17 protein-coding genes and 2 pseudogenes are annotated in these 23,375 nt (G+C 63.4%); 3 read left to right on the top strand and 16 right to left on the bottom strand.

The genetic code is table 11. The features are described 5' to 3' along the window. From B0G75_RS03870 to B0G75_RS03810, 13 genes and pseudogenes are all read right to left on the bottom strand, one after another. Window positions 1-1,434 (bottom strand): efflux transporter outer membrane subunit, encoded by a 1,434-nt coding sequence (locus tag B0G75_RS03870; protein WP_106300768.1) that lies wholly within the window; start codon window positions 1,432-1,434, stop codon window positions 1-3. 10 nt (window positions 1,435-1,444) lie between these two features. Further along, window positions 1,445-3,016 (bottom strand): DHA2 family efflux MFS transporter permease subunit, encoded by a 1,572-nt coding sequence (locus B0G75_RS03865; protein WP_106300766.1) that lies wholly within the window; start codon window positions 3,014-3,016, stop codon window positions 1,445-1,447. Window positions 3,017-3,023: 7 nt separating this feature from the next. After that, window positions 3,024-4,124: an HlyD family secretion protein gene (locus B0G75_RS03860; protein ID WP_181309153.1), complete on the bottom strand. Its 1,101-nt coding sequence runs from the start codon at window positions 4,122-4,124 to the stop codon at window positions 3,024-3,026. A gap of 84 nt (window positions 4,125-4,208) precedes the next feature. Continuing rightward, entirely contained in the window at window positions 4,209-4,631 is a 423-nt protein-coding gene (locus B0G75_RS03855) for a MarR family winged helix-turn-helix transcriptional regulator (RefSeq protein ID WP_012426307.1), read from the bottom strand. 81 nt (window positions 4,632-4,712) lie between these two features. Next, window positions 4,713-5,135 (bottom strand): MarR family winged helix-turn-helix transcriptional regulator, encoded by a 423-nt coding sequence (locus tag B0G75_RS03850; protein ID WP_106300762.1) that lies wholly within the window; start codon window positions 5,133-5,135, stop codon window positions 4,713-4,715. Window positions 5,136-5,305: 170 nt separating this feature from the next. After that, window positions 5,306-6,268: a formimidoylglutamase gene (gene hutG / locus B0G75_RS03845; protein WP_106300760.1), complete on the bottom strand. Its 963-nt coding sequence runs from the start codon at window positions 6,266-6,268 to the stop codon at window positions 5,306-5,308. After that, window positions 6,265-7,041, bottom strand: a complete 777-nt coding sequence (locus B0G75_RS03840) for an amino acid ABC transporter ATP-binding protein (RefSeq protein WP_106300758.1) — start codon at window positions 7,039-7,041, stop codon at window positions 6,265-6,267. The genes hutG and B0G75_RS03840 overlap by 4 nt, the downstream gene beginning before the upstream one ends. Next, window positions 7,038-7,706: an amino acid ABC transporter permease gene (locus B0G75_RS03835; RefSeq protein ID WP_106300756.1), complete on the bottom strand. Its 669-nt coding sequence runs from the start codon at window positions 7,704-7,706 to the stop codon at window positions 7,038-7,040. Before B0G75_RS03835 ends, B0G75_RS03840 begins: the two co-directional genes overlap by 4 nt. A 17-nt stretch (window positions 7,707-7,723) precedes the next feature. Next, entirely contained in the window at window positions 7,724-8,479 is a 756-nt protein-coding gene (locus B0G75_RS03830; RefSeq protein ID WP_106300754.1) for a transporter substrate-binding domain-containing protein, read from the bottom strand. 74 nt (window positions 8,480-8,553) lie between these two features. Next, window positions 8,554-9,302 (bottom strand): annotated as a pseudogene (locus B0G75_RS03825) (IclR family transcriptional regulator). 187 nt (window positions 9,303-9,489) lie between these two features. Beyond that, window positions 9,490-10,380, bottom strand: coding sequence for a transglutaminase family protein (locus tag B0G75_RS03820; RefSeq protein WP_106300752.1), 891 nt, complete (start codon window positions 10,378-10,380; stop codon window positions 9,490-9,492). Beyond that, window positions 10,377-13,013: a circularly permuted type 2 ATP-grasp protein gene (locus tag B0G75_RS03815; protein ID WP_106300750.1), complete on the bottom strand. Its 2,637-nt coding sequence runs from the start codon at window positions 13,011-13,013 to the stop codon at window positions 10,377-10,379. The genes B0G75_RS03820 and B0G75_RS03815 overlap by 4 nt, the downstream gene beginning before the upstream one ends. A 29-nt stretch (window positions 13,014-13,042) precedes the next feature. Next, the gene (locus tag B0G75_RS03810) at window positions 13,043-16,516 is read right to left on the bottom strand and encodes a DUF2126 domain-containing protein (protein WP_106300748.1); all 3,474 of its coding nucleotides are present in this window, start codon (window positions 16,514-16,516) and stop codon (window positions 13,043-13,045) included. A 336-nt stretch (window positions 16,517-16,852) separates the two neighbouring features. Here B0G75_RS03810 and B0G75_RS03805 point away from each other — a divergent pair. Further along, window positions 16,853-17,917: pseudogene (locus tag B0G75_RS03805) on the top strand (putative zinc-binding metallopeptidase); the annotation flags it as partial. A gap of 691 nt (window positions 17,918-18,608) precedes the next feature. Further along, window positions 18,609-20,450: an adhesin gene (locus tag B0G75_RS03800; RefSeq protein WP_106300744.1), complete on the top strand. Its 1,842-nt coding sequence runs from the start codon at window positions 18,609-18,611 to the stop codon at window positions 20,448-20,450. 85 nt (window positions 20,451-20,535) lie between these two features. On the opposite strand, the gene B0G75_RS03795 is transcribed toward B0G75_RS03800, so the two are convergent. Together B0G75_RS03795 and B0G75_RS03790 are read right to left on the bottom strand one after the other, a co-directional pair. Continuing rightward, window positions 20,536-21,813 (bottom strand): DUF3443 domain-containing protein, encoded by a 1,278-nt coding sequence (locus B0G75_RS03795; protein WP_106300742.1) that lies wholly within the window; start codon window positions 21,811-21,813, stop codon window positions 20,536-20,538. An 11-nt stretch (window positions 21,814-21,824) separates the two neighbouring features. Then, entirely contained in the window at window positions 21,825-22,274 is a 450-nt protein-coding gene (locus tag B0G75_RS03790) for a DUF2844 domain-containing protein (protein WP_106301867.1), read from the bottom strand. A gap of 98 nt (window positions 22,275-22,372) precedes the next feature. Between B0G75_RS03790 and B0G75_RS40070 the strand changes: the two genes are divergently transcribed. Then, on the top strand, window positions 22,373-22,657 hold the full coding sequence (locus B0G75_RS40070; RefSeq protein WP_146142471.1) for a hypothetical protein: 285 nt from the start codon (window positions 22,373-22,375) through the stop codon (window positions 22,655-22,657). 197 nt (window positions 22,658-22,854) lie between these two features. Here the strand turns inward: B0G75_RS40070 and phaP are convergent, their stop codons facing one another. Further along, window positions 22,855-23,280: a phasin family protein gene (gene phaP, locus B0G75_RS03785; protein ID WP_106300740.1), complete on the bottom strand. Its 426-nt coding sequence runs from the start codon at window positions 23,278-23,280 to the stop codon at window positions 22,855-22,857. Between the last annotated feature and the right edge of the window lie 95 nt (window positions 23,281-23,375).

Raw genomic sequence — 23,375 nt, 5'->3', positions numbered from 1 at the left:
TCAGTTGTTCGACGACACCGCCGTGACCGCGTCAGGCACATCCCAGCCGCCGCCGAGCGACCGGTACAACGCGACCGCCGAGAGCGCATGCTCGCGCTTGGCCTGGTTCAAGGTCACCGCGTCACGCAGATACGCCTCCTGCGCGGTGAGCACGTCGAGAAAATCCGCCGCGCCGCCCTTGTACAGTTCGCTCGACAAATGCAGCGCCTGGTTCGACGCATCGAGTGCGCCGCCAAGACGTTGCACCTGCACCGCGCCGCTCACCAGATCGCTGCGGTTGTCCTCGATTTCCTTCAGCGCTTGCAGCATGGTTTGCTGCAAACCGAGTTGCGATTCGCGCATGCGGCTTTCGCTCGCGTCGATATTCGCGGTGATGCGGCCCGCGTTGAAGATCGGGCTCGTCGCGTTCAGGGCGGCGCTGAAGAGGTTGTCGGTCAGCGTCGGCAAGCCGAGGTACGACGAGGCCAGCAGGCCGTCGGCGAGATTGAGCCGGAACTGCGGATAGCGCTGCGCTTTCGACACGCCCACTTCCGCCGCGCGTTGCTCGACGGTCGCGTACGCGGTACGCACATCGGGACGCTGCAGGAGCGCTTCCGAGGGCAGCATCTGCGGCACGCTTTGCGCGGGCACCGGAATATCGCGTGCATTGGCGAGCAGCAAGCTGTCGACGCTCTCCGGCGTGCGCCCCGAATACACCGCGATCAGACTCAATTGATGCTGCACCGCCGATTGCACGCGCGGAATCTGCGCCTGCAAATCCTGGAGCTGATTCTGCGCGCGCGCGACGTCGAGTTGCGTCGACAGCCCATAGCGCAGACGCTGCTGCGTGAGCTTCAGCGCGCGTGCGCGGATCTGCTCGTTGTCGCTCAGAATCTGCAACTGCGATTGCGCCCAGCGCAGATCGATATACGCTGCCGCGGTATTCGCCGCGAGCGCGAGGCGCACCTCGTTCAACGCCGACTGGCGTCCCGACACCTGCGCCTGCGCCGCCAGCACGGCAAGACGTTCGCCGCCGAATACGTCGGGCGTCCAGCTCGCCGTCAAGCCGACGCCGGCCTGGCGCACATAACCGAGCGGCGGCGGCGTGTTCTGACGCGAGTCGGACGCGGTCGCGCTCGCGTTCAACTCAGGCAGCAGAGCGGCGCGATTCTGCTTCACCAGATCCTGCGCCTGCTTTACGCGCTCCACCGCTGCCTGCACATCGAGATTGCCGGTCAACACCGATTCGACCAGCTGATGCATGACCGGGTCGCCGAATTGGTCCCACCACGCGTTGGCGCTCACGCTGTCTTGCGGCGCGTCGACATTCCACGCGGCGGGCGCGACGGTCTTCACGGTTTGCGGCAAATCGGCGTGCGTTTCCGGTTGCACCGCGCAAGCCGCGAGCGTCAGCAAGGCGGCGCTCGCCAGTACTTTGACAAGGATCGGTTTCATGTTGAATTCCTTAATGGGCATCGGGCGGCGGTGCGGTGTTGCCGAACGGGCGCGAGAACAGCACGCTCAGCAGGCCGACCAGGAAACACAGGGACAAGGCGAAGAAGGTGTCGGAGAACGTGAGCACGAGAGCTTCACGCATCAGCAACGCATGCAGTTCACCGAGTCCGGCGTTGGCGGCGTTCAGCACGTTGCCTCCCACTGCCGCGAAATGCGCGCTTTGCTGCTGCAAGATCGACTCGACCACCGGACGGCCTACGTTCAGATGTTCATCGAGCCGCTCGTAGTGCAGGTTCAGGCGGTCGTTGAGCATCGTGCTGCTCACCGCAATGCCGATCGCGCCGCCGAGGTTACGCATCAGGTTGAACAGGCCGCTGGCGGAGCGCAGCCTCGACATCGGCAACGAACCCAGTGCCATCGTCACGATGGGTGGAATGCAGAACTGCTGGCCGATGCCGCGCAACGCCTGCGGAATCAGCAACTCCTGCCAGCCCCATTGATTGGTCAGCGGCACATACAGATAACAGCCGACGCCGAACAGCACGAGGCCGAACACCAGCAAAATCCGCATGTCGATAAAGCGCGCGACCACCGAATACACCACCATCGCGACCAGTTGAAAACAGCCGACCGACAGCAACGCCACGCCGATCTGCAACGAATCGAAGCCGCGCACACGAGACAGGAACACCGGCGTCAGAAACACCGCGCAGAAAATCCCGATCCCGGTGATGAACGACAGCAGACTGCCGATGCCGAAGTTGCGGATCGCCAACGCGCGCAAATCGACAATCGGCTCTTTCGCGGTAAAGGCATGGACGAGGAACAGAAACCCGCAGATCGCGGTGATCCACGCGCACGTCAGGATCACGTGATCGCCGAACCAGTTCTTGCGCGGCCCTTCCTCCAGCACGTATTCGAGGCACCCGAGAAAACCGGACATAAGAAGGATGCCCAGGTAATCGCCTTTCTTCAGCAGCGACAGATCGACGTTGTCGAAATGCACGTACTTCGGCACCAACAGCGTGACGGCGAGGCCCGGCACGAGGTTGAGATAGAACAGCCAATGCCACGACCATTGCGACGTGATCCAGCCGCCGATCACCGGACCAATGGTCGGCGCGAGCGTGGCGAGCGCGCTGATGGTGGTCGAGGCGATCAGGCGCTGCTTGCCGGGGAACAGCACGAACGCGGTGGTGAACACCGTCGGGATCATCGCGGCGCCGAGCGCGCCCTGCAAACCGCGGAACAGGATCATCGAGTTGATGTCCCACGCGAGACCGCACAGCATGCTGGTGACCGTGAAGCCGAGCGCGGAAAACGCGAACACCCAGCGTGTGGAGAACACTCGGGTGAGCCAGCCTGACATCGGGATCACCAGAATTTCAGCGATCAGATACGAGGTCTGCACCCACGAGAGTTCGTCCTGGCTCGCGGACAAGCCACCGCCGATGTCCTTGAGCGACGACGCCACGATCTGGATATCGAGCGTCGCCATGAAAAACCCGACGCACATCAACGTGAACGCCAGGACTTTGATTCGCGTCGGCAGGTCGGCGGGGTTGGCGAGAACTTGAGTCATGATCGGCTCATCCGCGCGCCGGCGTGTTGCCGCTATCGACATGCACTTTCACCGTGGCCGACAAGCCGGGGCGCAGCACGCCTTGCATGGACTTCGGCACATCGAGCCGCACACGCACCGGCACGCGCTGCACGATCTTCGTGAAGTTGCCGGTGGCGTTCTCGGCGGGCAGCACGCTGAACGTCGCGCCGGTGGCCGGCGCCAGACTTTCCACCACGCCGTGAATCGGCGTGCTCGATGCGTCGAGATCGACATCGACGCCGTCGCCGACGCGCATCTTCTTCAACTGGTCTTCCTTGAAGTTGGCGTCGATCCACAATCCGCTCGACGGCACCACGGTCAGCAGCGATACGCCGGTGTTCGCCAGCAGGCCGACACGCGCCGTGCGATTGCCGACATAGCCGTCGATCGGCGAGCGAATCGTCGTGTACTCCACGTTCAGCGCCGCGACACGCTGGGCGGCCTGCGCGGTCGCGATGCGCGCCTCGGCGTCGCCGATCTGCGCGTCGAGCACGGCGATCTGGCGTTGCGCCGCGATCAGCGCCGCGCTGCTGCGATCGACCGCCGCGTGTGCTTTGGTCAGATCGGCTTCCGCGCGTTCGACGACCTGATTCGATACCGCGTCGTCCTTCACCAGTTCGCGGTAGCGCGTCTGGTCCGCGGCGCTGCGCGTCAGTTCTGCGCCGGACGCGCGAACCTCGGCGGCCTGCTCGTTGATGGTGGCGAGCTGCAAGGACTTCTTCGCCTGCAGTTCGGTCACCGAGGCTTGTGCGCTCTGCACTTCCGCCGTGGCCTGCGCGAGCCGCGCGTCGTAGTCGCGCGCATCCAGCCGGATCAGCACGTCGTTCGCGTGGACGAACTGGTTGTCGTGGACCAGCACATCCGTAACGAAGCCGTTCACCTTCGGCGCCATCACGGTGACATCGCCGCCCACGTAGGCATCGTCAGTCGTCTCGACAAAGCGGCCGACGAAGAACCAGTACGACGCCGCGAGCGCCAGCACGGCAAGGACCGTGATGATCGCGAGCAGCATCCACGGAATGCGGCGTGCCGGTTTGGCGGTCTGCGCCGCGCTCGGCGGGGCAATTGTCGATGGAGTAGTGGACATGATGTCGATATGTGCGCATGCACTCGTTGCGTTGAAAAAAAAGCGCGTGGATCGCGCCGGCCGTGCGTCGCCGTAGCCGCGACTTCAGATTGAATCCCGTGTGATGGCGAACAATTCGCCTCGCAAGGCCGCCGCGCGCCGTTCGCCGAAACGATGCTCGAATTCGGCTTGCGCGGCATGCCAATGTTCACCGCCCGCCTTGAGGCGCTCTTCGCCTGCCAGCGTGAGCGCGATCGTCAGCGCGCGCGCGTCGGCGCCGAGCGCCTCGCTCGACACGAGGCCGTTGCGGCGCAGCGGCTGGATCGTGCGGACCAGGGTGGTGCGTTCCATGCGCATGGTCTCAGCCAGTTGCTTCATCGTCATGGGGCCGGTGCGTTTGAGCCGTCCCAGCAGCGAAAACTGCGTGATGGTCAGCCCGACATTCGCCAGGTGCCGGTCGTATATCTGCGATACATAGCGCGCGGCCTGGCGGATGGCAAAGCAGTCGTCGTCGAAGAATCGTTCCATTGCTGCACTTCCTCGTTTGTGAGTGCGTATGCACATAAGCAGGCGGACCAATGCTCGCCGGAACGGGCGGGTACGCCTCAACTAGCCGGTGATGCTGAAGAGTTCGGCGCGCAGCGTTTTGGCTCGCGCGTGGCCGAACTTCTTTTCGAACTCGTCCTGCGCGGCGCGCCAGGCGATGGCGGCCTGATCGAACGTGGTTTCGCCCTTTTTCGTCAGGCTGAATAAAAACGTGCGGCCGTCATACTCCGCCGCTTCGGCCACCACCAGACCGTCGCGCTGCAACGGCTTCATGGCGCGGACCAGCGTGGTGCGTTCCATCACCATCGCGTCCGCCAGATCCGCCATGGGCAGATTCGGCATGCGCGCAAGCTTGGCGAGAATCGTGAACTGCGCAGCCGTCAGGCCTACCTCGCCGAGATGGCGCTCGTAGATTTGCGTGACGTGCCGGGCCGCCTGGCGCAGCGCGAAGCAGTTGCATTCGTCGTAGGAGATGGGACGGTTCATGTGGTGGAGTCTATATGTGCATACGCACAGCGTCAAGGTTGGCTGGTTTGAACACAGTGTTGCTGAATATGGTCCTACGCTTGCACGAGCGGCGCATGCGGGCGGTCCGGCACCCATTTCCGGATCGCGGCACCCGCCCAACCGCCGGTTGCCGCTGTGCAGATGCGCCCTCAGAGCAAGCGGTAAGCCAATCGCGCCGCCGCCCTCGCGGTGCGCCTGTCCTGATCGAGCGACGGGTTGTACTCCGCGATATCCGCCGCGCGCAGCTTGCCCGAGCCACGGACACGCCGCACCATCGCCTCGACCACGGAGAGAGACACGCCCAGCGTCGCAGGCGCCGAGACGCCCGGCGCGGTGACCGCAGGAAGCACGTCGAGATCGATGGTCAGATAGACATCGTCCGCTTCGTCCAGCATCAGATCGAGTTCTTGCAAGCGTAGCGGCAGTTGCACTTCCTGCATGTCGACGTCGAGTGCGTAGCGAACGCCGAGCCGCTGCGCGTGCGCGAACAGCGAAGCCGTGTTGCCCAGATCGCTGATGCCGAAGCAGACGTAATTGAATGGCACGCCGCGCTCCGCGCAGTCGTTCGCGATCTGATCGAACGGCATGCCTGAGTTCGCGGGACGATTCTGGCGCAGGTCGAAGTGCGCGTCGAAGTTGATGATGAGCAGTTTGCGAGACGTAGCGGATTCGTCAGCCTCACGCCGATGCTGATGCAAACGCAAACCACAACAAGTTGCCCACGCCACCTCATGCCCACCACCGAATACCAAGGGCCGGCCACCACTCGCCAGCACCTCGCAGATCACGTTTGCCAATTCGGATTGCGCGCCTTCGAGGTCGCCGTCGTCGCATGCAACGTCGCCCGCGTCGGCAAGCATCGCCATCGAATTCTTAGCGGGCAAGCCCGCCAGCGCGCGCCGCAATTCCTTCGGCGCATGCGCCGCGCCGGTGCGGCCTTGATTGCGGCGCACTCCCTCATCGGAGCCGAAGCCAACAACCACCGTCGTATCGCCATGGGCACGAAGCGAACTGTCAAACGGCACGATCTGATTGAAAACTCGCCGCGTGTCGCCGGGCTCGCCGTCGTCCGAGCGGCCCGCCCACACTTTGTCATCGAATGGAGCTCTCATGCGCGCGACAACACCGCCTGCAAGAAAGCTCGCGTGCGTGGCTGCGAAGGCGCGGAGAAAATCTCTGCCGGAGGGCCTGCTTCGACGATCACGCCGCCGTCCATCACCACCACTACGTCGGCGACTTCTTTCGCAAAACCCATTTCGTGTGTGACGACCACCATCGTCATGCCCTCGCTCGCAAGCAACTTCATCACCTGCAGCACCTCGCCGACCAGTTCGGGATCGAGCGCGGAAGTCGGCTCGTCGAACAGCATTACGCGAGGCTGCATGGCCAGCGCGCGGGCGATCGCAACGCGTTGCTTTTGACCGCCCGACAAGCTCGCCGGCATCACGTGCGCCTTGTGCGCAAGTCCGACTTTCTCCAGCAACGCGAGCGCGGCCGCTTCAGCCTCGGCCTTGCTGGCGCCGCGCAACATGCGCGGGCCGACCGTAATGTTATGTAGCACCGACAGATGCGGAAACAGATTGAACGACTGAAACACCATCCCGACTTCGGTGCGCAACTCGTTCAACGAACGCTCCTTGAGCATCTCCCCCTGATCGACCAGTCGATGCCCGCAGATATCGATCGTGCCGCCCTCCGCCTGCTCGAGCCCGTTGCAGCAGCGCAGAAACGTACTCTTGCCCGAGCCGCTCGGTCCGATCACCACCACAACCTGTTGCGGTTGAATATCGAAGTCAATGCCGTTGAGTACCGTATGCGAGCCGAACGACTTTGTTAGTCCGCGAATGCTGACGATAGGTTCATTGAGGCTGGTCACGGTATTCATTGCACCATCCCTCCCGCGCGCAAATGACGCTCGACACGATGCAGCGCGTAATTGGTCGCCTGCGTCAACACCAGATACACCAGCGCGATGGCCAGATACACTTCGAGCGAGCGGTACGACACGCTGATGATCTTCTGCCCTTCATGCATCAGATCGTCGATGGTCAGCAGCGACACCAGCGCCGAGTTCTTGATCAACGCAATGAACTCGTTGCCGAGTGGCGGGATCATCCGCACGATGGCTTGCGGCAGAATGATCGCGCGCATGGCCTGTCCCGACGACATGCCGATGGAACGCGCCGCTTCCATCTGTCCGCGGTCTACCGACTGAATCGCGCCACGCACGATCTCCGAAACGTAAGCCGCCGAATACAAGCCGAGTCCCAACATGCCGCACACAAACGCCGGCAACAGAATGCCGAATTGCGGCAAGCCGAAGAACAACAGAAAAAGCTGCACCAGCAGCGGCGTGTCGCGGAAAAACGTCAGGTACGCAGTGCAAAATCCGTACACGATGCGCCGTTTCGGCGTAAGCCGGCCGATGCCGATCAGAAGGCCCAGCACGCAACTCAGCGCGAGCGAGGCGGCGGTCACTTCGACCGTCACCACGGCGCCGTGCAAGATGTCCGGCAAGCCGGCAATGACCGGCGAAAAATCGAGTTCCATTGGGTTCGCTTAGCCGGTTATTGCGCCGTTGCGCCGAACCACTTCTTGACGATCGTCGCATACGTGCCGTCGGCCTTGATCTTCGCGAGCGCCGCATTGAACGCGGCCTTCAGTTGCGGCTCGTCCTTACGCACGGCAATGCCATACGCTTCGGTCGTAAGCGGTTTGTCGAGCACACGGAAACCGCCGCGCGTCTTCACGAGTTGATAGGCGGCCGGCTTGCCGGTTACGGCGGCGTCAGCGCGGCCAATGCCGACCAGATCGAACATTTCTTGATTCTTTTCGACTTCCACGCGATTGATCTGCGGGAAGTTGTCGCGCAGGAAGTTGACCGATTTGGTGCCCACCTGGACCGAGACTTTCTTGCCGTTCAGTTCTTCCACCGACTTGATAGGCGAATCGCTCTTCACCAGCACGACGAGGCCTCCGGCATAGTAGGAGTCGGTGAAGTCGACCACCTTCGCACGTTCGTCGGTGATGTAGATGCCGGAAATCGCCGCGTCGAAACGGTGGGCGATCAGGCCAGGAATCAGACCTTTGAAGTCGATGTCGGTCCACTGCACCTTCTTGCCCATCGCCTTGGCGAGCGCATTCATCAGGTCCACGTCGAAGCCGGTGCGTGCGCCATTTTCGGTGTACTCCATGGGCGGGAAGGTGGCGTCGGTGGCCACGTTCAGCACGTCCGGCGTTTGCGCCGACGCGGTGCCGGAGAAGCCGGCGAAAGTCACGGCAACCGTGACGCAGGCGAGAGACAACAGTCGTTGCAGCTTCATTGGATAGACTCCTTGTGGTTTTTTCATTTCGTTCGGAATCCGGATTGAATTCCGGTCGCAAGCGGATTCTTCAGTCAATCGGTTTGCATACGCTCGGAAATAGCGCGGGCCGTACGTAGCGTCCCGTCGATGAATTGGCTTTCGCGGCCGATGGCGCGCGTGGACGGCGCCATCAGCGTGATCGACGCGCCGCTGCCGGCACCGCGTCCGCTGCGATGAAATATCGGGACGCTCACACCCCACACACCCGGATCCACTTCACTGTCGCTGACCGCGTAGCCTTGGGCGCGAATCTGCTCCAAGCCGGCTTCGATCGCCGCGCGGCCGGCCGGGTCGTCATCGAACAGGTTGTCGAGTACTTCGGTGCGCGCCTTGCCGGCCATGAACGCGAGCAGCGACTTCGCCGACGCACCCGCCTTGAGCGCCACGGCGCGCCCTTTCTCGAACGAACAGCGCAGCGAATGCTGGCTGTCGACCATCTCCAGACACATCACCTGATGTTTAACGGCGACCACCAGTCCAATGCTTTCCTGCGACGCTCGCGCGAGCCGCTGCATCTCGCTGCGGCTCGCTTCGACCAGCAGCGAATTGACGTCGAAGCCGAGCGCCAACTGCAGCTAATTGGGCCCGGTGCGTAATGCCCCGCGTTCTCCGCGACGAAGCCCCAGCGCTTGAGCAAAGCGATCTGCCGGTACAAGGTGCTTTGCGCGAGTCCGGTGATAGCCAGCAGCTCTTTCACCGACATGGCCTTACCGTGACTGGCGAGCGCCGCCAGCACGAGCAACACCCGTTCAGCACCTGTCACACCTTGTTCCGTATTCACGATGACACCGGCCCGCAACTCATCACGGACTCAGAATGCCAGAACGCTCTCAGATTGCAAAAATTCAATTCCCGCTGAATGGGAATGAGTCACAAGGGTTTTCCCCGAACAGGGTGGGAGAGTGGCCGTGGCGCGCACGATGAGTCGAGCGCATTCTTTGCATCAGAAAAGGCTTTGTCAGATGACGTCAAAGCGCAAGCACCGTCACCCCCACTTCCACCCGATGCGCCCCGCCACCCAGGATCATCCCGCGCAGCAACGACACATCGCTGTAATCGCGGCCGATGGCGAGCGTCACGTGATCCCTGTCGGCGAGCACGTCATTGGTCGGATCGAGATCGATCCAGCCGCTGCCGGGGCAATACACCGACACCCACGCGTGCGACGCATCCGCGCCGATCAAACGCGGCTGTCCCGGCGGCGGATCGTTGCGCAGATAACCGCTCACGTAGCGCGCCGGCAAACCCAGCGAGCGCAAGCAGCCGATCATCACCTGCGCGAAGTCCTGACACACGCCGCTTTTCAATTCGAAGGCGCGTTCGGCCGGCGTATCGAACATCGTCGCGGATGGCTTGTAGGCGAAGTCTTCGTGAATGCGGTGCATCAGATCGATCGCGCCCGCGGCGACCGGCATGCCGGGCGGAAAGCTCGGCAACGCATAGTCGCGCAACGACGGCCGCGGCACGATGTTCGGCGACGCAAAACAGAACTCCGCCTCGGGCCGGAACTGGCCGCCGACGCGAAAGCGCAGCGCATCGGCCACGTCGTCCCATTCGGGCGTCGCCTCGGGATCGAGATCGGTCCAGCGCGGCATGAGCGCCACCGTGGTTTCGCTGACGAGTTGCAAGCGCTCATGCGGCGCATCCAGCGCGAAATACAGCACGTCGTTGCCGAATGCGTCGATCCGGCTATTCATATACGACGGTTCGGGTTCGATCTTTTCGCTGTGCGAGACCACACGCTGCCACGAACAGGCAATCGGCCGGATCGTCGCGAGATGCTGCGCGGTCTCCACATAGGTGGAGTAGCGATAAGTGGTGCGATGCGAGACGGACAGCACGGTCGGCGTGTGCTTCATGACCACACCTGCGAGGCGACCGTGCTGGCGTGACTGAAGTAACGCGCGCTGATCTCATGCCCGGCCGCGCCGACAAATCCGGCGATCTGATCGCATACCGCAATGAGATTGGCGTACGTGCCGTTTTCGTCCACTTCGCACAGCGATTCCAGCGTCGGCAACACATCGGTGGGCGCCATCAATTCAGCAAACGGACGATGCCGCGTGCTGCCCGCCGCCACGGCGATCTCGTCGAGCTTTTTACGCAGACGCTCATATACACCGTAGATGCCGCGCGGATTAGTCGGCTCGATGACCAGCAGGTCGAGCAAGGCCGGCACTTCGAAGCGGCCTGGATAGAGTGAGCGATACGTCAGCGTGCTGTCGAACAACTGCAGCAGCAGATCGAAACCGGCTGGCGTAGAGAGCTGGCCTTTATCGGCGACCACGCGCAGAAACGAGGTCATCGCCGACACGCGTTCGATGTGGCGGCCCACGAACAGCAGACGCCACGCTTCGTCACGCGTCATCCGATCGCCCTGCGCGCCGCTGATCGCCGACAACTGAACCGACAGGCGTTCAAGCGCGCTCATCAGCGTGACGCGGTCGTAACGCTCGTAGCGTTCGCCGCGGCCGTTACCGTTACCTTGCGATGAAGATGAACCATTACCGTAACCCGGCGCGGGCATCAACATCTGCAACGCGTCGCGGAAGTCGTTGCGCGACGCGAGAATCGTGCGCCAGTGATCGTTCGACAGACGCCCGCGCACTTCGCCATTGGATCGCGCCTGCGAAGTCAGGTTCTGGCCGATACTCGCGGCGCCGGTGCTCTCGATCAGGTTAGCGACCAGCGCGCGCTCGAAAGCTTGCGGCGAATGCGGCGCGAACATGTCGCCGGCCTGCACGAGCCCGCAATGCAAGGCGAGTTCGACCAGGGTCGGAAACATCGCGTCGGCATCGTTGCCTTCCAGCGAACCGAGGATCAGGCGCAACAGCCGCACATTGTTCTCAGCGCGTTCGCCGTAACGTCCGGCCCAAAACAGGTTTTCCGCCGCGCGGCTCGACACGGTGCGATGCTTGCGCGCGAGGTCGCCGGGCTGCATCGGCGAAGGCAGCAGCGTGAAGGTCGATGTCGGCTGGCTCGACAACACCCATGTATCGACGCTGCTGCCGCCGTACTGCATGGACACCGTGGCCTGGCGTTCGGCGGCCATGCGGGTGAAGCCGCCCGGCATCACGTGCCAGCCGCCGTTGACGTCCGCGATCGCATAAACACGCAACACCGACGGACGGCGGCCGACGGTGCCATCCTCATAACGCGGCGTGCAGGAAAAGCGCTGCGCCTGCTGGATCGTGTACGTGTCGGGCATGGCTTCGATCCGCTCACGCCACATCGACAAACGTTGCCGGCCCTGCTCCACGCCGGGCGGCGCGTCGCGGCCGGTGACCGGCCACGTCGGCACGATGAACGCTTCATCGAGCCGACGGAATGCGTGCTCGCGCGCCGCCTCCTCGCCGCACCACCATGTCGCCACGCTCGGCAACACGAGGTCTTCGTCGAGCAGCACTTCGGCGATTCCCGGCAGAAAACCGTGCAGAGCCGGCGATTCGACAAAGCCCGAGCCCGGCACGTTCGAGACGATCACATTGCCCGCGCGCATCACCTGCAACAGGCCGGGCACGCCGATGCTCGAATCGGCGCGCAGTTCGACCGGATCGCAGAACGCATCGTCCAGACGCCGCAGCACCACGTGCACGCGTTCCAGACCGGCGAGTGTCTTCAGATAGAGCTTGTCGTCGCGCACGGTCAGGTCTTTGCCCTCGACCAGCGTCACGCCGAGGTAGCGCGCCAGAAACACATGCTCGAAATAGGTTTCGCTGAACGGCCCCGGCGTGAGCAAGGCAATATGCGGCGAATGGTCGGCGCCGTCGCTCTCGTGCCGCATGGTGGCCTGCGCCGCCTGCACGAGTGTCGCGATCAGTTGCGAATAAGTCGGCGCGAGCCGGCTCACGCGCAGGGCGCGGAACGGATCGGCGAACAGCGTCGAGACGATCAGGCGGTTTTCCAGCGCGTAGCCGAGACCGGACGGCGCTTCGGTGCGATGCGCCATCACGGTCCAGTCGCCGTCGGGCGTGCGCGCCAGGTCGACCGCGACCACTTGCAGAAACTGGCCGCCCGGCGGCGCGTAGCCCTTCACCGAGCGCAGATAGCCGGGGTGGCCGAAGACCAGTGCGGGCGGCAATTGCCCGCGCTCCAGCAAGGTTTGCGGCCCATAAATATCGGCGACGATCGCATTGAGCAGATGCGCGCGCTGCGTCACGCCGCGCTCGATATGCGCCCACTCGTCCTCGCTGATCAGGAACGGCAGCAGGTCGAGCGCCCACGGCCTCGGCTCGCCGTTGTCCGCGTAGACGTTGTAGCTGATGTCGTTGTCGCGGATCTGCTGCGCGACCGAGGCGAGGTGATCGTCGAGCCGCGCGATGCCGTCTTCGCCGAGCCGCTCGAAGAATTGCCGCCACGGTTCACGCAGCGCGCCCGAGGCGTCGCGCAACTCGTCCCAATGTCCCTCGTGGGCCGGCAGCAGGCGCAACAGGGACGAAGCGTCCGCGCGCGCCGCGGACGTCTCGAAGGGAAAAGTCGATTGGAAGGCCAAGGTCGTATCGTTTTAACAGTGTGCTGGTTTCACCAGTAGCGCAGATCCAGTGTGAACGGAAACTCCAGACTGCGGTGCGGTGCATCGACCGTGAGCGGCCCCGGCGTATGTCCCGACGCAAAGAAGCGCGCGCGCCGCCGGCTTTCCGCCTCATAGGCGTTCACCGGGAAGGTCTGGTAATTGCGCCCGCCCGGATGAGCGACATGATACTGGCATCCGCCCACCGAGCGGCCGGCCCATGTGTCGACCAGATCGAAAGTAAGCGGCGCGTCCACGCCGATGGTCGGATGCAGCGCCGACGGCTGCGACCACGCGCGAAAGCGCACGCCGGCCACATATTCGCTGACGCGGCCAGTCGGCTGCAACGGGACCGGCACGCCGTTGACGGTCAGCACATGGCGATTGTCGTTCAAACCGAGCGCGCGCACTTCGAGCCGCTCCACCGACGAATCCACGTAACGCACCGTCCCGCCCGGCGAGCCCTCCTCGCCCATCACGTGCCACGGTTCGAGCGCGTTGCGGATGGTCAGCGAGACGCCGTTCACCGTGGTTTCGCCGACCAGCGGGAAGCGGAACTCGAAGTGCGGCGCGAACCAGCTGCTGTCGAAGGCGTAGCCCGCGCGGTTCAGCTCGCCGAGCACGTCGTCGAAATCCATCTTCACGAAGGTGCCGAGCAGGAAACGGTCGTGCAACTCCGTGCCCCAGCGCGTGAGCCGCTGCGTGTACGGCGTGTGCCAGAAGCGCGCCACCAGCGCGCGCAGCAGCAGTTGCTGCACGAGACTCATGCGCGCGTGCGGCGGCATTTCAAAGCCGCGCAACTCGAGCAGGCCGAGACGGCCGGTCGGGCCATCGGGCGAATAGAGTTTGTCGATGCAGAACTCGGCGCGGTGCGTGTTGCCCGTCACGTCGATCAGGATGTTGCGCAGCGAGCGGTCGATCATCCATGCCGGCAAGCTCGCGCTGTCGCGACCGCCGAGCATGTCGATCTGCCGCTGCAACTCGCGGAACGCCACTTCGAGCTCGTAGACCTGATCGTTGCGCGCTTCGTCGATACGCGGCGCCTGGCTGGTCGGCCCGATGAACAGCCCGGAAAACAGATACGACAGCGACGGATGGTTATGCCAGTACGCGATCAGGCTCGCGAGCAGATCAGGACGGCGCAGGAACGGACTGTCGGCGGGCGTCGCGCCGCCGAGCACGAAGTGATTGCCGCCGCCGGTGCCGGTGTGTCGGCCATCGGTCATGAACTTTTCGCTGCTCAGATAGCTTTGAGCCGCCGACTGATACAGATACTCCGTGTGATCGACCAGTTGCTCCCAGTTCGCCGCGGGATGAATGTTCACCTCGATCACGCCCGGATCCGGCGTGACCTGCAGTATTTTCAGGCGCGCGTCGCGCGGCGGCGGATAGCCTTCGAGCACCACCTGCATGCGCAATTCCGCCGCCGTTGCCTCGACGGCCGCGAGCAGATCGAGATAGTCGTCCAGTTCGGTGAGCGGCGGCATGAAGACATGCAGCAGCGTGCGGCCGCTGCCGAACGCTTCGGTTTCGGCCTTTGGACCGGCCGCGCGTTTCGGGTCGCGCGCTTCGACGCAAATCGCCGTGCGGATCGTTTCCTTCGACGACTGCCCGCGTTTGGGCGGCGCCTCGTCACCCGGTTGGCGTGCATACCCCAGCACGCCGCTGCCGGGCATGCCGCTCAGCAACTCCGCCGCCGAGGACGACAGCGCCGCCGCGCGCCGCGCATCGGCGGGGCTCATGCTGCGCTGCTCGCCGTCGTATTGCATGCGCAACTGCGCGGCCGGACGCAACGGCACGGGCGGCGCGAACGGATCGTGCGCGTGCTGGTACGGATAGTCGGTCTTCGAGACCCACGGCAGCGAATCGAGCGGCAAGCGGTAACCCATCGGCGAATCGCCGGGAATCAGGAACATGCGCTCGTCGCGGAAGAACCAGCGGCCGCTGACCCATTGCGGCGCCTCGCCGCGCACCTCGCGTTCGCGCGCGAGCGGCAGTACGTAGCCCGTCGCGCCGCCCAGGCCCGCGTCGAATACGCGGCGCAGACGCACGCGCTCCAGTTCGTCGTCCAGCCGCGCGTCGAAGGGATCGACGTTGACCGGCAGACGTCGCTCGCGCCACAGGTAGTACCAGACGTCCTCGAAACCGGGCTGGATGCAGTCCGTGTCCAGCGAGAGCTTGTTCGCGAGATGCGCGAGGAAGCGTTGCGCGTCGGCCGCGGTGTAGGTGCCGGGTTCGCGTTCGTCGGCGAACAGAGACGGATCGTGCCAGCAGGGCTCGCCGTCGGCGCGCCAGTACAGCGACATCGCCCAGCGCGGCAATTGCTCGCCCGGATACCACTTGCCCTGGCCGATATGCAGGAAACCGTTCGCGCCGTAGCGCGAGCGCAGCTTGTCCATCAGCGCGACCGCGTAGCCGCGTTTGGTCGGGCCGAGCGCGTCCGTGTTCCATTCGGCGGCGTCGCGGTCGCGCACCGAGACGAAAGTCGGCTCGCCGCCCATCGTCAGACGCACGTCCATGTCTTGCAGTTGCTGGTCGACCCGCGCGCCCATCTTCAGCACGTCGGCCCACACCGCTTCGCTGAACGGCTTGGTGACGCGCGGCGTCTCCAGAACCCGCTCGATCGACATCGTGTGTTCGAACTCGACCTCGGATTCGTCGACGGCGCCGGAGATCGGCGCCGCGCTGCCCGGTTCGGGCGTGCAGGCGACGGGAATATGGCCCTCGCCCGCCAGCAGCCCGGAGGTCGGATCGAGACCGATCCAGCCCGCGCCCGGCAGGTAGACCTCGCACCACGCGTGCAGGTCGGTGAAATCGACTTCGGTGCCGCTGGGGCCGTCGATCGATTTGACGTCAGGCGCGAGTTGCAGCAGGTAGCCGGACACGAAGCGCGCCGCCAGCCCTAACTGCCGCAAGGTCTCGACCAGCAGCCAGCCGGAATCGCGGCACGAACCCGCGGCGCTCACGAGCGTTTCCTCGGGGGTCTGCACGCCCGGCTCCATCCGGATCAGGTAGCGGACCTCGCGTTGCAGCCGCTGATTCAGGCCGACGAGGAAGTCGGCGGTGGCGGCCGGCGTGCGGTCGATACTCGCGACGAACTCGGCGAAGCGCGGCGTCATCGGCCGCTTGACGCGGTAGGGCGCTAGTTCCAGCGCAAGGCCGGGCGAATACTCGAAGGGAAACTGCTCGGCCGAGGGTTCGAGAAAGAAGTCGAACGGGTTGTAGACGGCCATTTCGGCGACCAGGTCGACGGTCACCTTGAATTCGCGCGTCTTCTCGGGAAACACGAGCCGCGCCTGATAGTTGGCGAACGCGTCCTGCTGCCAGTTGATGAAGTGTTCGGCCGGCTCGACCCGCATCGAATACGAGAGGATCGGGGTCCGGCAATGCGGCGCAGGCCTGAGACGCACGACCTGGGGCGACAGTGAAACCAGCCTGTCGTAACGGTAATGTGTGACATGATGCAACGCGACGCGTATGGACACACCGGACTCCTGGACGAAGGATGGCAGCCCGCCAAAAAGCAAGCTTCATGCCGTTTGTTGAACGCTTGTTGAACAAGTGCGAAAAACCGCTCGAACTGCGTGTACTGCCCGGATCATCGCCTGCTATGAAGTTGGCGGCGCTTCGCCGACCGTCCGGTCGATCGAACCAGGCGCCGTTTCCCTACCGTTTTCAAGGCCGCGCACCAAAGCGGCGCAGCGCCGATGCACGATCATGCACGTAATGTGCGTTAAACCAGTGACGTCTGGCAAATGCGGCATAAAGATTGCGACATAGCGTCGTCTACGACTGCCCTCCCACCTCCCCAGGCTCCACCGATGAAAACCTTCCACTGCAACCATTGCTCGCACCTTGTCTTCTATGAAAACGTTCGCTGCGAACGTTGCGAGTCGTTGCTCGGCTATGTGCCCGAACTGGCGGAAATCAGCGCGTTCGAAGATGCCGGCGAAGGCCGCTGGCGCAGCCTGCATGCAGGCGCTGAAGGCGCGCTGTTCCGCCAGTGCCACAACTATGCAGTCGAAAACGTCTGCAACTGGATGATCCCCGCCGACTCGCCGGATCAGTTGTGCCGCGCCTGCCAGTTGACCCTCACCATTCCGAATCTGAGCGCGCCCGACAACCGGCTCTACTGGTATCGGCTCGAAATGGCCAAACGCCGTCTGCTCTACACGCTGGCCGAACTCGGCCTCGACGTGAAGTCGCGCCAGGCCGATCCCGAGCACGGCCTCGCGTTCGAATTCCTCGAGGACGGCGGCGACGGTTCGCGCGTCATGACGGGCCATGATAACGGGCTCATCACGCTGAACATCGCCGAAGCCGACGACGCCTATCGCGAGAAAGTGCGTACCGCGATGGGCGAGCCCTACCGGACCTTGCTCGGCCATTTCCGGCACGAGACCGGGCACTACTACTTCAGCCAGCTGGTTGAGAACAATCCGCGCTGGCTCGAGCCGTTCCGCAAACTGTTCGGCGACGAAAGCGTCGACTACGGCGAGGCGCTGAACGCCTACTATCGCGACGGCGCCCCAGCCGAGTGGCAGGCGTCGTTTATCAGCGCCTATGCCACCATGCATCCCTGGGAAGATTGGGCCGAAACGTGGGCGCATTACATGCTGATCGTCGACGTGCTGGATACGTCGACGTCATATGGCGTGGCGCTGCTGCCCGACGACCCGAGCGAGCCGACGCTGACGGACCGCACGCCGGTGGAAGACGCGAGCTTCGAGAATCTGATGAAGCGCTGGTTTCCGCTCACTTATGCGCTGAACAGCCTGAACCGCAGTCTCGGCATGCCGGACGGCTATCCGTTCACGCTGGCCGCGCCGGTGGTGGAGAAGCTGCGCTTCGTGCATCGAGTGATTGAAGCGGCCGGGGATAAGTCGCAGCCGAGGGAAGCGGCGACGCCGCCGGGTCAGGCGGCGGTGGTGCCGGTGCAGGAGCCGGCGGCGCAGGCAAGGGCGGCGCAAACAGTGGAGGCGGCGCGCGCCGAACCGGTGGATGCGATTGACGCGGCGGCCGCGCAGGCGGAGCCGCCGGCCGTTGAAGTTGCGATATCGGCGGCAGCGCCGGCTACCCAGGCTGGGAAGCAAGCGCCGGCGCCGATCGAGACTTCGCCTCCACCGTTGCAGCCGGCGGCGCCGCAGCAGCCCGTTGCGTCCGAGCCGCCGCCGCTACAGCCCGCGCCCGTCGCTGCTCAGACAGCCCCGGCCAAACGGGCCACCAGACGACGATAGCCGGTATTTTGGAAGCAAACCGGCTTGGTCGGGGATCGGGTCTTAAAACCGTGTCCCTGACACATTCAGCGCGCGCATATCCCGGTTTTCGAACGATCCCACTCAAAAAACCCTTTCTCAAAATAAGACTCTTCCTAGATGCAGCCCGGTCGAATTCTTTGACAATCGGATTCAGTTGGCGACACACGCAGCACGCGCATATCGCCCTCAGTCGGCGCGCCGTGCTTTGAATCATGCGTCACAACCCTCCACGGGTTGCAAACGCCATGCCGCCGCCTCCCTGTCATTGAACATAACGCGCATGCGGAACATCGCAAGCCGTTCACCATCGACCCAAGCCATGAGCACCGAATTTTCCCTCGATCGTTTCGAATCCCAGATCCAGTCCCGTGACTACGATGCCGCACACGAGGAATTCTGCACGTTACTCAAGACGCTGCCCGGCGAGCGCGGCAGGCTCGGCGCCGAACACTTCGCCCGCAGCACGCCGAACTCACCCCGCGACGAAAAATCGCGCGACACCTTGCAGCGCATCGCCGACGGTTTCACCACGCTGTTTTCCGCCCCCGAGTATCCGCTCGAGGCGGAGAAGATGAACATCATGTTCTGGGGCCGGCCGTGGATCAACATGATCTTCGCGGTGACATCGTATGGATCGACGGATCACATCGTGCGCAAGCTCCTCGAAACCGTGCAGGATAACGATGACGCGCGCGCCATCTTGACCCGCAAGCAACTCGTGCTCTACACCGCAGGCTCGCAATACGATATCGATTTCACCCACCTCCACCAGCGCGACCCGGTGCTCGCGACGAGCCTCGGCGTTTCGATGGTCAGCGCGGCCGTGCACATCTCGCCCGCAGCGCACGAAAAGCGCGAACGTCTGCTCGAATGGTTGCCGGGCGCGCTCGACACGATCGAGGACCTCGACGAGTTGCCGACCGCCGCCGTCTGCGGCGCCTACATGCATTGCAGTTATTCGACATCGCCTGACCGGCATGAGATCAAACGCAGCATCAACAGGCTGGTGCGCAAGAAGCTGGACACGCTCGGCCTGCTCGACCACGAGGCCGGCGTCGCCCGCACAGAACTCAAAGGACGCAAGCCGATGATGCTCGTCGTGCTTGAATGGTTCTCGGGCGGTCACTCGATCTATCGAACCCATTCGCGCACCATGCTCGCCGCGCGCAAGCACTTTGAAGTCGTCGCGTTCGGCGAGGCGCAGCACGTGGACGAAGCGGGACGCGCAATTTTCGACCGCTTCGTCGAATTCGAGCAGCCGGAATATGTCGGCGACTGTATCCGCCAGATCCAGGAGTTCGCCACGCGCGAGCAACCCGATGTGCTCTATATGCCGAGCGTCGGCATGTTCTCACACACGATCTTTCTGTCGAACCTGCGCGTCGCGCCGCTGCAGATCGCAGGCCTCGGCCATCCCGCGACGATGCATGCGGCGCATATGGACTACGTGAGCGTCGAGGAGGATTTCGTCGGCGACCCGGCCTGCTTCAGCGAAAAAATGCTGCGTCTGCCGAAGGACGGCCAACCATACGTGCCGTCGAAACTGCTCACCAATGTCGTGCCGGCCGTGCCGGAGCGCGGCGACGTCGTCAACATCGGCGTAACGGCCAGCGCGATGAAAATCAATCCGCACTTTCTCGCAACGTGCCAGGCGATCGTTGACACCGCGCGCGTGCCAGTCAAATTCCATTTCATGACATGCTGGAGCGAAAGCATCGATCTCGCGTACGTCAGAAAGTCGATCTACGCGACGTTGCCGGAATCGAGCGTGGACGTGTATGGCTCACTCAGCTACCCCGAGTATCTGAAGATCCTCAACACGATGGACATGTTCGTGAGCCCGTTCCCGTTCGGCAATACCAACGGCATCGTCGATTCGTTCACGATGGGCCTGCCCGGCGTCAACCTGTGCGGACGTGAAGTGTTCGAGCATATCGACAGCGGCCTTTTCGAACGCGCTGGCCTGCCGTCATGGCTCACGACTCACTCGACCGACGAATACGTGCGCGCCGCCGCCCGGCTCGCCGAACAGCACGACGAGCGCGAAGCGCTGCGTCGGCGCCTGATCGACGGCAAGGCGGTCGAGCGGATCTTCGAAGGGCGCCCCGAGGCGTTCGGCGAAGGCGTGTTGAAGTTGCTGAACGGTCTCAGCGAAAAGTAAGCCATTCGACCGCGTCAAACGGACGGGCCGCGACGGAAGATATTCCGTCGCGGCCCGTTTTCACATCCGTCGGCGGTCGCCTCGCTCAATACGCGACGTAAGGGCCCATGCCGCCGGGCGTCGGCTGCTGCTCGATGGCGGCGTACACATTGCGGCCGTAGAAAAACGGCAAACCCCAGTCGAAGATCGCGGACTGCACGAACGCCGGTCCCGCCAAAAGCGGCAGCGCCGAGTCGCCGCTATACGTCCGGGCGATCGTCGTGGCATTGCCGACGCTGAAATTCACCGCGCTCGTGGTGCCGTTCACGCCCTGGATCGTCGCGCTCAATTGCTCGGTCGATCCCGGGCAGTAGTACGAATTGTTCGGGCTCGCGCAGACAGGCAATACGCTGGTCTGGAAAAACAGTCCCGTCGAGCCACTGTCGAGAATACTGCGCGAATAGGTGATGCCGTTCTGCACGGTCGTGAAAGTGCCATTCGACGGACTCACGCCGATTACCTGCGCGCCGCCCAGCGTGTTGTTGGTCTGCGTGCCGATGCCGAATATCAGTTGCCCGCTGACCGATTGTGCGCCGCCCGATACCGTCGGCAGACTCAGCATCGAACCGTTGTTGTCGGTGGCGAAGTACGGAACCGGATTGGCCACCTGCAGTTCTTCGGCGAGCGGAATTGACGTGCATGCCCCGCCATTGCAGCCGTAGTACGTGCCGGCCAGCGCCTGCTGCACGCAGTTCGCGCCGCAATCGTGCTTGAACACGCCGATGCCGAGAATACCGTTGGCCTGCAACGTGGCCGGCGTGTTGCGCGCTGCGCCCAAGTTCGCGCAATCGGCGGGCAGCGTTGCGTAGTTCGGGTCGATCACCTGGATCGGCAGTGACGCGGCTTTTTCGCCGGCGATCTGCAAGTCGGCGAGTTTCACCGAGCCCCACGTGTAGCCGTCGAAAAACTGCATGCATTCGGCGACCAGATGGCCCGACGCGTCCTTCTGTTGCGGCAGCGTCATCGAAGCAGGCAACTGGGACGCGAACAGGCGCACGCCCCACGACCCGGTATCGACCAGCACATGATCGATGGTTTGACATTGCGTCGTGCCCGGCGCGCAGATGGTGAGGCTGACGAACGGCATGTTCGGCACATCGCTCACGCCGGAATCGACCGTCACGCGCACCGCGTTCGCAGCCAGCGTTTGCGACAACGGCGAGGTGTTGGCTACCGACGGACCGGGCGAGGCACTGGTCGAACCGTTGCTGCCGGCCGCGCTGCCCGAGCCGCTGGAGCCGCCGCCCCCGCCGCCGCACGCACCGACGAGCAACGCGAGCAGCGCCGCGCTCAGCAAAGTTTTGAACGAAGACATAAAGCGCATGGTCCGCTCCGTTATTGAATGACGCCGGCATCGACGCCCGCGGGCACCGCTTGCGGCAGATAGGCATGACCGGAGAACGCCCGCAGATGACCGCCGGAGTACACGACCAGGTCGCTGTTGGAAACCGCCAGCGGCGTTCCGCGGCGCGTCGTGGTGGCGGCGACATACGCGTCGAATGAAGTCCCGAGCATGGATTTCAGATCCGGCAGCGTCGGCCCTTCCCACGCGACACCGAACACGATGCCGTTGCGCGCGACGTACTCGCGCACCAGCGTGCCGGACGGCAGCGTCATCAGGTGCACCGAATACGCGCTTTGCGTATTGGCCGTGTGAGCCACCGCGCGCAAGCGGGACTGATCGCCGTCGACGGTGCTGACGTTCTGGCCGAGTGTCGCGTGCACGGCAAACGACAGCGCGCAGCTTGCCCCGAGCATTGCGCGAGCAATGCGGGAATAGAGCATCGGTTTCAAGTGAGTTCCTTCGAGGTGAAACGCTCGTGACCCGGCATCGAGCCGGTCACGAACGGCAAACTAGGGGCGCACGCTTCGCCGGTGGTGCCGTGCTGCATTCACACTGGTTGGGCTGCGTGAATGCGTCTACGGAGTGGCGGCGCGAAACTTTAGGCATCGCGGCGAAACGCGCCAATCGTTTGCGGCGGGATTTAAACCCTTGTGCGGCATGGCGTCGTTTGGGTCTGTTTGATATTTCAGGACCAGATCACCGATGGACGGCGCTTGAGCGCGCGTTTTTGCTTCGCGGCTCGTTTAAAGCGAACAGTGAAGCGCACCGCTCAAGGTCGAAGCAGAAAAAATTCATGCGCGTAGCATTGCTGCGGCCGATGTAAGCGAGCGCTGAAAAGATCCAATAAAATGCAGCTTTTTGTCCGACAATACAAAGCCTTAAAAGGCTTTTTGTATGACCAGATAATCGACGCGTTAATCGTGATTTCCGGACAAAAAAATGCCGCGGATAACTCGAAGGTTATCTGCGGCATCGGTGGTTCGAACGTAATGCCTCAGCGATTCAACGCATCAACGTCCGTTACTTTTTCTGCTGCTGCAAAAGCGATTTAAGCTCCTGCACGTTTTCTTCTACGCGTTTTGCGATCACGGCATACGACTCAGCTTGCGTCTGATAAGCCGCTTGCGCCAGTTGCTGCATATCGGCAAGCGACTTGTGCAGACTCTGCTGGATCAACTCGGCAGCTTTGCCCGAAGGCGCCGCGCCGCCGGCCGACAACTGGCCCGTCAGCGACTGCAATTCGCCCAAGGTCGAGCGCAGCATGTCGGCCTGCTTCTGCGCGAGGGACTGCATCCCCTGGAAAGCCGTCTGATTCGCCTGAACCAGTGCTTCCATGTCCTTGCGTCGCGCTTCCATGATGGCGGGTACGTCGAAGCCGGGGAGCTTGAACTGCTCCAGCATTTTGCTGAAATCGCCAAACGGATTGGCGGCGTCAGGTCGGTCCATGCGAAATCCTCCTTAACGGTTGAATACTCGCCGGCGGTGCATCGCCGCGTTATGTCTGCGTGACGCATGCACTAGCGGCATCGCGTGCGCCGCGC

The organism is Paraburkholderia sp. BL18I3N2, assembly GCF_003001875.1.
In the GTDB taxonomy this organism is placed as follows: Bacteria; Pseudomonadota; Gammaproteobacteria; order Burkholderiales; family Burkholderiaceae; genus Paraburkholderia; species Paraburkholderia phytofirmans.
Note: the sequence above shows the minus strand (reverse complement) of the source record. Positions and strands in the feature narration are given on the sequence as shown.

Bases quoted from the DNA above. Each gene is read 5' to 3' on its own strand.
- B0G75_RS03870 (WP_106300768.1), bottom strand. From the start codon at position 1,434: ATGAAACCGATCCTTGTCAAAGTACTGGCGAGCGCCGCCTTGCTGACG.
- B0G75_RS03865 (WP_106300766.1), bottom strand. From the start codon at position 3,016: ATGACTCAAGTTCTCGCCAACCCCGCCGACCTGCCGACGCGAATCAAA.
- B0G75_RS03860 (WP_181309153.1), bottom strand. From the start codon at position 4,124: ATGTCCACTACTCCATCGACAATTGCCCCGCCGAGCGCGGCGCAGACC.
- B0G75_RS03855 (WP_012426307.1), bottom strand. From the start codon at position 4,631: ATGGAACGATTCTTCGACGACGACTGCTTTGCCATCCGCCAGGCCGCG.
- B0G75_RS03850 (WP_106300762.1), bottom strand. From the start codon at position 5,135: ATGAACCGTCCCATCTCCTACGACGAATGCAACTGCTTCGCGCTGCGC.
- hutG (WP_106300760.1), bottom strand. From the start codon at position 6,268: ATGAGAGCTCCATTCGATGACAAAGTGTGGGCGGGCCGCTCGGACGAC.
- B0G75_RS03840 (WP_106300758.1), bottom strand. From the start codon at position 7,041: ATGAATACCGTGACCAGCCTCAATGAACCTATCGTCAGCATTCGCGGA.
- B0G75_RS03835 (WP_106300756.1), bottom strand. From the start codon at position 7,706: ATGGAACTCGATTTTTCGCCGGTCATTGCCGGCTTGCCGGACATCTTG.
- B0G75_RS03830 (WP_106300754.1), bottom strand. From the start codon at position 8,479: ATGAAGCTGCAACGACTGTTGTCTCTCGCCTGCGTCACGGTTGCCGTG.
- B0G75_RS03820 (WP_106300752.1), bottom strand. From the start codon at position 10,380: ATGAAGCACACGCCGACCGTGCTGTCCGTCTCGCATCGCACCACTTAT.
- B0G75_RS03800 (WP_106300744.1), top strand. From the start codon at position 18,609: ATGAGCACCGAATTTTCCCTCGATCGTTTCGAATCCCAGATCCAGTCC.
- B0G75_RS03795 (WP_106300742.1), bottom strand. From the start codon at position 21,813: ATGCGCTTTATGTCTTCGTTCAAAACTTTGCTGAGCGCGGCGCTGCTC.
- B0G75_RS03790 (WP_106301867.1), bottom strand. From the start codon at position 22,274: ATGCTCTATTCCCGCATTGCTCGCGCAATGCTCGGGGCAAGCTGCGCG.
- phaP (WP_106300740.1), bottom strand. From the start codon at position 23,280: ATGGACCGACCTGACGCCGCCAATCCGTTTGGCGATTTCAGCAAAATG.